This is a genomic window from Bradyrhizobium sp. NBAIM14 (genome assembly GCF_020193895.1).
Lineage (GTDB): Bacteria > Pseudomonadota > Alphaproteobacteria > Rhizobiales > Xanthobacteraceae > Bradyrhizobium > Bradyrhizobium yuanmingense.
On record NZ_JADYVQ010000013.1, the window covers coordinates 196,178 to 204,437 of the forward strand.

At 66.3% G+C, this 8,260-nt stretch carries 9 protein-coding genes; 5 read left to right on the top strand and 4 right to left on the bottom strand.

Annotation, left to right across the window (positions count from 1 at the left end; translation table 11 throughout):
* The first annotated feature begins 48 nt into the window (after positions 1-48).
* From I6F28_RS26445 to I6F28_RS26455, 3 genes are read left to right on the top strand one after another with little or no spacing between them, the layout of a single operon-like run.
* Positions 49-822 (top strand): heme ABC transporter permease, encoded by a 774-nt coding sequence (locus I6F28_RS26445; protein ID WP_225141906.1) that lies wholly within the window; start codon positions 49-51, stop codon positions 820-822.
* A complete protein-coding gene (gene ccmD, locus I6F28_RS26450) occupies positions 819-1,004 on the top strand; it encodes a heme exporter protein CcmD (RefSeq protein ID WP_197962410.1) in 186 nt (61 codons plus the stop codon). Before I6F28_RS26445 ends, ccmD begins: the two co-directional genes overlap by 4 nt.
* Complete coding sequence (locus I6F28_RS26455; RefSeq protein WP_225141908.1) at positions 1,001-1,594, top strand: DsbE family thiol:disulfide interchange protein; 594 nt, start codon at positions 1,001-1,003, stop codon at positions 1,592-1,594. Before ccmD ends, I6F28_RS26455 begins: the two co-directional genes overlap by 4 nt.
* Positions 1,595-1,762: 168 nt before the next feature.
* Here I6F28_RS26455 and I6F28_RS26460 read toward each other — a convergent pair whose 3' ends face one another.
* Together I6F28_RS26460 and ftsY are read right to left on the bottom strand one after the other, a co-directional pair.
* Positions 1,763-2,365 (bottom strand): septation protein A, encoded by a 603-nt coding sequence (locus I6F28_RS26460; RefSeq protein WP_036008846.1) that lies wholly within the window; start codon positions 2,363-2,365, stop codon positions 1,763-1,765.
* Between the two features lie 122 nt (positions 2,366-2,487).
* Positions 2,488-3,432, bottom strand: coding sequence for a signal recognition particle-docking protein FtsY (ftsY, locus tag I6F28_RS26465; protein ID WP_128265185.1), 945 nt, complete (start codon positions 3,430-3,432; stop codon positions 2,488-2,490).
* Between the two features lie 57 nt (positions 3,433-3,489).
* On the opposite strand from ftsY, the gene I6F28_RS26470 reads away from it, so the two are divergent.
* Positions 3,490-4,191, top strand: a complete 702-nt coding sequence (locus tag I6F28_RS26470) for an RluA family pseudouridine synthase (protein WP_225130740.1) — start codon at positions 3,490-3,492, stop codon at positions 4,189-4,191.
* 255 nt (positions 4,192-4,446) lie between these two features.
* Positions 4,447-5,556: a DUF2336 domain-containing protein gene (locus I6F28_RS26475; protein WP_225130738.1), complete on the top strand. Its 1,110-nt coding sequence runs from the start codon at positions 4,447-4,449 to the stop codon at positions 5,554-5,556.
* 167 nt (positions 5,557-5,723) lie between these two features.
* On the opposite strand, the gene mtaB is transcribed toward I6F28_RS26475, so the two are convergent.
* Together mtaB and dapF are read right to left on the bottom strand one after the other, a co-directional pair.
* A complete protein-coding gene (gene mtaB, locus I6F28_RS26480) occupies positions 5,724-6,977 on the bottom strand; it encodes a tRNA (N(6)-L-threonylcarbamoyladenosine(37)-C(2))-methylthiotransferase MtaB (RefSeq protein ID WP_225130736.1) in 1,254 nt (417 codons plus the stop codon).
* On the bottom strand, positions 6,977-7,852 hold the full coding sequence (gene dapF / locus I6F28_RS26485; protein ID WP_225141910.1) for a diaminopimelate epimerase: 876 nt from the start codon (positions 7,850-7,852) through the stop codon (positions 6,977-6,979). The genes mtaB and dapF overlap by 1 nt, the downstream gene beginning before the upstream one ends.
* Positions 7,853-8,260 lie beyond the last annotated feature (408 nt).

Genomic DNA, 8,260 nt, shown 5'->3' on the forward strand with positions numbered 1-8,260 from the left:
GCTTTCGTGCTGATTGCCTGAGCGGCCCCCGGTGATTATCAGGATACCATGACGCTGATCGACCTCGCCAACCCCACGCGGTTCCTCGCGCTGACAGCGCGGGTGTTGCCGTGGCTGGCGACCGCGACAATCATCCTGCTCACGATCGGTCTCTATCAAGCTGCGCTCGCGCCCGACGACTATCAGCAGGGCGCGACCGTCAAGATCATGTTCATCCACGTGCCCAATGCGTGGCTGTCGATGTTCGTGTGGGGCGTGATGAGCATCGCATCGTTGGGCACGCTGGTGTGGCGGCATCCGCTCGCCGACGTCGCCGCCAAGGCCGCAGCTCCGATCGGCGCCGCCTTCACCTTCCTCGCGCTGCTCACGGGTTCGCTCTGGGGCCGGCCGATGTGGGGCACCTATTGGGAATGGGACGCGCGGCTGACCTCGGTGCTGATCCTGTTCCTGATGTATCTCGGCCTGATGGCGCTGTGGCGCGCCGTCGACGATCCCTCGCGTGCGGCGCGCGCCGCCGCGGTGCTGACCCTGGTCGGCGCGATCAACCTGCCGATCATCAAGTTCTCGGTCGATTGGTGGAACACGCTGCACCAGCCCGCCTCGGTGATGCGCATGGGCGGGTCGGCGCTGGACAAGTCGTTCCTGATACCGCTGCTGGTGATGGCGGTCGCCTTCACGCTGCTGTTCGTCACGCTGCACCTGGCCGCGATGCGCAACGAGATTTTGCGCCGCCGTGTCCGCTCGCTGCAGATGATGCAGGCGAGCCGCGTGGCTTTTTCGAGCGAAGTGGAAAACGCATCAAAAGAAGCTGGGGCTGCATGACGATGTCGCTCGGTCCTTATGCCTCCTTCATCGTGGCGTCTTACGCTGCTGCCGCCCTCGTGGTCGCGATCCTGATCGGCTGGGTCATGCTCGATTATCGCAGCCAGACGCAGCGCCTGCGCGAGCTGGAGCAGCGCGGCATCACCCGCCGGTCGGGCCGCAGCGCGACGGAGCCGCGATGAGCGATCAACCTGCCTCCGCTCCGCCGCAGCGCCGCACCTTCTTGATGGTGCTGCCGCTGATCGCCTTCATCGGCCTTGCGCTTCTGTTCTGGTTCCGGCTCGGCAGCGGCGATCCCTCGCGGATTCCCTCGGCGCTGATCGGCCGGCCCGCACCGCAGACCGTGCTGCCGCCGCTCCAGGGGTTGCAGGAGAACGGCACGCAGGTGCCGGGTCTCGATCCCGCCGCCTTCAAGGGCAAGGTCAGCCTCGTCAACGTCTGGGCGTCCTGGTGCGTGCCGTGCCATGACGAAGCGCCGCTCCTGACCGAACTAGCAAAAGACAAGCGCTTCCAGCTGGTCGGTATCAACTACAAGGACGCCGCCGACAATGCGCGGCGCTTCCTCGGCCGCTACGGCAACCCGTTCGGCCATGTCGGCGTGGACGCCAACGGCCGCGCCTCGATCGAATGGGGCGTCTATGGCGTGCCGGAGACCTTCGTCGTGGGGCGCGAGGGCACCATCGTCTACAAGCTGGTCGGTCCGATCACGCCGCAAAATCTCAAGGCCGTGCTGATGCCGGAGCTGGAGAAGGCGCTGAAGGCAGGAAGCTGATCTGCTGCGCTCGTACCACACGCTCAACTGTCATCGCCCGACTTGATCGGGCGATCCAGTATTCCAGAGACGCCAGTCGTATACGGAGAAGCTGCGGCGTACTGGATGCCCCGGTCAAGCCGGGGCATGACAGCGGTATGTGGAGCGACGCTTTCGCCTGTCCTTCGCCTATCCCTTGCTCACATCCCCCGCCTCGGCCTCGCTTCTCTCCAGCGAGACCGGCGCGAGATGATAGCGCTTGGTCAGCGGCATCTGGGCGATGGCGAAGATCATCGTGATCGGGGTGACGCCGAACACCTTGAAGTTCACCCAGAAATCCGTGCTCTGGGTCCGCCAGACGATCTCGTTCAGCACCGCCATTCCGGCGAAGAACAGCGCCCAGCGCAAGGTGAGGATGCGCCAGCCCTGCGGCGTCAGGTTGAACACCTGGTCGAACATCACGGCGATGAAGGAGCGGCCGAACAACAGGCCGCCGCCGAGGATCGCGGCGAACAGGCCATAGATGATGGTCGGCTTGACCTTGATGAAGGTCTCGTCGTGCAGCACCAGGGTCAGCGTGCCGAACACCAGCACGATCACCCCCGTGACGATCGCCATGATCGGGATGTGGCGCGTCACGATGTAGGAGGCGGCCATCGCGACCGCGATCGCGACCATGAAGGCGCCGGTCGCCGCGAACAGATTGAACTTCGCGTTGACGAAGAAGAACACGAGCAGCGGACCGAGCTCGGTCGCGAGCTTGAACAGCGGATGCGGCTGGGTCTTGTCCATTCTCTCTTCCGTCTCTCCCATCCTTCGAGACGACCGCTTCGCGGTCTCCTCAGGATGAGGACCTCATGTGTGGCACGACCTCATCCTGAGGAGCCGCGCAAGCGGCGTCTCGAAGGATGACGTTATTCGATTCCGGCGATGGCGCGGGCGAAGTCGCGCGCGGTGAAGGGCGCGAGATCGTCGACGCCTTCGCCGACGCCGATGAAGTGCACCGGCAGCTTGAACTTCTCCGCGAGCGCCACCAGGATGCCGCCGCGCGCGGTGCCGTCGAGCTTGGTCATCACGAGGCCGGTGACCCCGGCGGTGCGATGGAAGGCCTCGACCTGCGACAGCGCATTCTGGCCGACGGTCGCATCCAGCACCAGCAGCACGGCATGCGGCGCAGTGTCATCCACCTTGCGGATCACGCGCACGACCTTCTCGAGCTCGTTCATCAGCTCGGCCTTGTTCTGCAAGCGGCCGGCGGTGTCGATCAGCAGCACGTCGATGGCCTGCTCCTTCGCCGCGGTGAGCGCGTTGAAGGCAAGGCTTGCGGAATCCGAGCCCTGCGCGCCTGCGATGACGGGCGTCTTCGTCCGCTCGCCCCAGACCTTGAGCTGCTCGATGGCGGCGGCGCGAAACGTGTCGCCGGCGGCCAGCATCACCTTGCGGCCTTCAGAGGCGAATTTCTGCGACAGCTTGCCGATCGTGGTGGTCTTGCCGGAACCGTTGACGCCGACCACGAGAATGACGAACGGCTTTTTTGCCGCATCGATCACGAGCGGCTTTGCCACCGGCGACAGCACCTTCTCGACCTCGGTGGCGACGACGTCCTTGACCTCGTCCGCCGAGATCGCCTTGTCGTAGCGGCCGGTGCCGACGGCATCGGCAATGCGCACCGCGACTGACGTGCCGAGGTCGGCGCGCAGCAGCACGTCCTCGATGTCGTCGAGCATGGCGCGGTCGAGCTTGCGCTTGGTGACGAGGTCGGCGACCGCGGTCCCGAGCGAGGACGAGGTGCGCTTCAGCCCATTGGACAGGCGGCGCCACCAGCTCAGCTTGGGGGTCTCGGAGGTGGTATCGTTCATGGTGGCGTGTTAGCCGTTCCGGCCCGTAAACGAAAGCCTTGACCGAAAGTCCTGCGATTGCTCGATGTTCCCCAATTGACCGCCGATGAGATCTTAGGCCGCGTGCTCCATCGCGACGGCCTGATGCTGGTCATCGACAAGCCGGCCGGCCTGCCGGTGCATCGCGGCCCCAAGGGTGGCCCCAATCTGGAGGATTCCTTCGACGCGCTGCGTTTCGGCCTGCCGCGACCGCCGGTGCTGGCCCACCGGCTGGACAAGGACACCTCGGGCTGCCTCGTGCTCGGCCGCCACCGCAAGGCGACGGCATCGCTGGGCCTTTTGTTCAAGCACGGCAAGATCGGCAAAACCTACTGGACCGTGGTCGAAGGGGGCCCTGCCGAGGACGAAGGCACCATCGACATGCCGCTCGGCCGACTCAATGCCGAACGCGGCTGGTGGCAGAAGCCGGATCCGGAAGGGCAGAAGGCGATCACGAACTGGAAGGTGATGGGCCGGGGCGACGGTTTCACCTGGCTTGCCATGGAACCGGTGACCGGCCGGACCCATCAATTGCGGGTGCATGCGGCCGCGAGCGGCTGGCCGATCTTCGGCGACAACATCTACGGCAACGGTCCGCGCTTCGGCGAGCCGCGCCTGCACCTGCATTCGCGCGAGATCGTGGTGCCGATCTCCCGGAACAAGGAGCCGGTCCGCGTGGTGGCGCCGGCCCCGCCGCATATGCACGAGAAGCTCCGGGCCTGCGGGTGGAACGGGGAGTAATCTCTTAGACCCTCATGGTGAGGAGGCGCGTCAGCGCCGTCTCGAACCATAGAGGCCCCGCAGGCGCATCGCGGTCGTATCCATCCTTCGAGACGCCCGCTTCGCGGGGCTCCTCGGGATGAGGAGCGGTGGTCGGTCGAGAAGCGGCTGTGCTCGGCTACCGTGCCATGGTTTACGAAACCTTCAGCGCTCGCCTCTAATGATAACGGTTGCTTAGAACAAGCTTCCGTAACCGCTCAGGACGAGCCGCGCGCGATGACCAATTCCGGGCTATCGATCATCGACGAGGTCGAATCCGCACTGCGGATCGGCTCGCCGGAAAAGGGCCTGGCGACGGCCCGGCGCGTCACCGAGCTGTTCCTCTCCTCCGCCGGCAATTTCGACGACGAGCAGATCGCGCTGTTCGACGACGTGCTCGAGCGCCTGATCGGCACCATCGAGCTGCGCGCCATCGCCGATGTGGCAGCGCGCGTGGCGCTGGCCGAGATCAGCGCGCAGCTGGCGCCGGTCGCGCAGGCGCCGCCGTCGGTGATCCGCCGCCTCGCCAACAATGACGAGATCCGCATCGCCGGCCCCGTGCTGCAGGAATCCGCGCGCCTCGACGACGGCGAGCTGGTGAAGATCGCATCAGCTAAGGGCGAGCCGCATCTGCTCGCGGTCGCCGGCCGCTGGTGGCTGAAGGAGATCGTCACCGACGCGCTGCTGGCGCGCCGCTACCCCAGCGTCAGCCGGCGGCTTGCGGCCAATCCCGGCGCGCGCGTCTCCGGAAAAGGGTTCGCCATCATCGTCGGCCAGGCCGAAAGCGATCCGGAGCTCGCAGTCAGTGTCGGCGTCCGCGTCGACTTGCCCTTGGAGCTGCGCCGCCAATTGCTGCGCTCGGCGACGGACGCCGTGCGCACCCGCCTGTTGTCGCGCGCCCCGCCGCATCTGTTCGAGGAGATCCAGAGCGCGATCGCCGCCGTCGCCATCGGCGCCGAACGCGAAATGTCGGCGGTGCGCGATTTCGAAGGTGCCAAGCGCGCCATCGCCGGCCTCAAGGCCACCGGCCAGCTCGACGAGGCGACGTTGCTCGGCTTCGCCACACAGCGGCGCTATGAGGAGACGGTGGCGGCGCTGGCGGCGTTGTCGGGATCGACGGTCGAGGTGATCCGACCGCTGATGCAGAGTCTCCGCGAGGACGGCCTGCTGGTGCCGTGCAAGGCCGCACAGCTCAGCTGGGAGACCACCATGGCCGTGCTCGAATGCCGTTTCGCGACAGGCGCGATGACGCCCGCGGACATCGCGAGGACACAGGGGCATTTTGCGAGAATGACGGCGGAGAACGCCAAGCGCACGCTGCGATTCTGGCAGGTCAGGGCGTCGTAGTTTTCCCTCTCCCCTTGCGGGAGAGGGTGGCTCGCCGCGAGAGCGGCGAGACGGGTGAGGGGCCTCTCTCCGCGCATGACCTCTCAATGCGATTGCGCGGATACAACCCCTCATCCGGCGCTTCGCGCCACCTTCTCCCACAAGGGGAGAAGGAAGAGAGCAGCTGCTTACGTCGTGAGCCGCTCGCCATCAATGCCAGCAATCTTCAGCCGCACGATGCTTCCCACCCGCTCGCCCGCAATCGCCACCGGCAGATAATGCTCCGTGCGGCCCTGCCCCTCGCTCTCGATCAGCACATCGCGCCTTGCGCCGATCTCGGCTTGCAGCCGCTGCTGCAGCGCCGCCTCTCCTACCGCGCGCAGCCGCTTCGCACGCTCTTTAATGACCGGCCCCGCCACCTGCGGCATCCGCGCGGCGGGCGTGCCGGGCCGCGGCGAATAAGGGAAGACGTGCAGGAAGGTCAGTCCGCATTGCTCGACGAGGTCGAGCGAGCGCGAGAACATGTCCTCGGTCTCGGTCGGGAAGCCCGCGATGATGTCGGCGCCGAAGACGACATCGGGGCGTAGGCGGCGTACCTGCTCGCAGAAGCCAATCGCATCCTGCCGCGAATGCCGCCGCTTCATGCGCTTCAGGATCATGTCGTCGCCCGACTGCAGCGACAGGTGCAGGTGCGGCATCAGGCGCGCATCCTCCGCGATGGCATCGAGCAGGTCGTCATCCGCCTCGATCGAATCGATCGAGGAGATACGCAGGCGCTTGAGCTCGGGCACATGGCGCAGGATCTGCTTGGTCAGCAGGCCGAGCTTGGGCGCGCCGGGCAGGTCTGCGCCGTAGCTCGTGAGATCGACGCCGGTCAGCACGATCTCGGCATGGCCGCGCTCGACCAGGGTGCGCACCTGATCGACCACCGCGCCCATCGGCACCGAGCGCGAATTGCCGCGGCCGAACGGGATGATGCAGAAGGTGCAGCGATGATCGCAGCCGTTCTGCACCTGCACGAAGACGCGCGGCAGGCCGCTCGCATAGCCATCGACGAGGTGCGGCGCCATCTCCTTCACCGCCATGATGTCGCTGACGGCGATCTTCTCGCTGGCGCCAAGATCGAAAGCGTGGCGCGTCTCCCGCCACGCTTCGCCGCGCATCTTGTCGTCATTGCCGACGACGCGATCGACCTCGGCCATGCCCGCAAAGATCGCAGCCTGCGTCTGCGCCGCGCAGCCGGTGACGACGATGCGCGCCTCGGGGCGCTCGCGCTTCAACTTGCGGATCGACTGGCGCGCCTGCGCCACCGCCTCGTTGGTGACGGCGCAGCTGTTGATGACGATGGTGTCGGAAAGCCCTGCGACTTCCGCCTTGCTGCGGATCACCTCGGCCTCGAAGGCGTTGAGGCGGCAGCCGAAGGTGACGATGTCGACGGCCATCAGGCGACCGGCGCGAACAGCGCCGGATCGAAGCTGCCCTCATATTCGAAGGTCGCGGTGCCCGTCATCAGCACGTGGTCGTCGCGCTCGCGCCATTCGATGCCGAGCTTGCCGCCGGGCAATGTGATCTCGACCTTGCGCTCGGCGCGCTTCAGCCGCGCGGCGGCGACCCCCGTGGCGCAGGCCGCCGACCCGCACGCCTTGGTCAGGCCGGCACCGCGCTCCCAGGTGCGGATCGTGATGTGCTCGCGATCGACGATATGGGCCAGCGTGATGTTGGCGCGCTCGGGGAAGATCGGATGGTTTTCCAAGAGCGGACCGAAGCGGCCGAGATCGTAGGCGTTGACGTCGTCGACCCAGAACACCGCGTGCGGATTGCCCATGCTCACCACTGAGGGCGAATGCAGAATGGGATTGTCGATCGGCCCGATCTGCAATTCGATGTAGCGGGTGTCGCGAAACTCTTCCGCCAGCGGAATGTCCTGCCAGCCGAATTTCGGCGCGCCCATATCCACTGTGTAGAGGTCGGGCGCCGGACCCTGCCAGGCATTGAGCAGGCCGGCGGCCGTCTCGAAGGTCGCACTGGTCTGCCCGGTCTTCTCGAAGATGCGGCGCACGACGCAGCGCATGCCGTTGCCGCAGGCACCGGCCTCCGAGCCGTCATTGTTGTAGATGCTGATGAAGGCCTCGGTGCCGTCGAGCCGGGGCTTCTGCAGCACCATGAGCTGGTCGTAGGCCACGCCGCCGTTCGCGGACGCCACGGCGCGGGCATCGTCCGGCGTGACCTTGGCCGCCGACTCGCGCAAGTCGACAACGACGATCTCGTTGCCGATGCCGTTCATCTTGGCAAATGCGTGGTTGGCCAGCGCGCTCATGAAAATTCCCGAATTTCGCCTGCCTTATATGGCGATCCTCGGCCGCTTGGCCAGTGATTTGCCACCCGGGTCGGGACATCGGGCAAGTTGCCTGCCATGACGCATCTGTCATGGGACGAATTCGGCGCTCGCGTGTTAGAACGGCGCGGTTCGCGCGAACCGGGACGCGCGGACGGGTTAAGGCCTTGGTGGGTAAGGCCTTGATGAATTGAGGCCCCGACGAAGCGGGCCTCGGGGAGAATAAAATGAACACTTTTCGTCGCCTCGCTTTGGCCGCGCTGATCCCGGCTGCGGCCTTGTCGCATGGGCTGTCAGGCGCTCTGGCGCAGACCGCGAGCCCGGCGCCGGCCGCATCGGCAAGTCCCTCGCCGGCCCCGACGGCTTCGCCCGCCCCGGCTGCAAGTGCCT

Excerpts from the sequence above, each read along its gene's own strand:
- I6F28_RS26445 (WP_225141906.1), top strand. The coding sequence starts at position 49 with ATGACGCTGATCGACCTCGCCAACCCCACGCGGTTCCTCGCGCTGACA.
- mtaB (WP_225130736.1), bottom strand. The coding sequence starts at position 6,977 with ATGGCCGTCGACATCGTCACCTTCGGCTGCCGCCTCAACGCCTTCGAG.
- I6F28_RS26455 (WP_225141908.1), top strand. The coding sequence starts at position 1,001 with ATGAGCGATCAACCTGCCTCCGCTCCGCCGCAGCGCCGCACCTTCTTG.
- dapF (WP_225141910.1), bottom strand. The coding sequence starts at position 7,852 with ATGAGCGCGCTGGCCAACCACGCATTTGCCAAGATGAACGGCATCGGC.
- I6F28_RS26475 (WP_225130738.1), top strand. The coding sequence starts at position 4,447 with ATGACCAATTCCGGGCTATCGATCATCGACGAGGTCGAATCCGCACTG.
- I6F28_RS26460 (WP_036008846.1), bottom strand. The coding sequence starts at position 2,365 with ATGGACAAGACCCAGCCGCATCCGCTGTTCAAGCTCGCGACCGAGCTC.
- ccmD (WP_197962410.1), top strand. The coding sequence starts at position 819 with ATGACGATGTCGCTCGGTCCTTATGCCTCCTTCATCGTGGCGTCTTAC.
- ftsY (WP_128265185.1), bottom strand. The coding sequence starts at position 3,432 with ATGAACGATACCACCTCCGAGACCCCCAAGCTGAGCTGGTGGCGCCGC.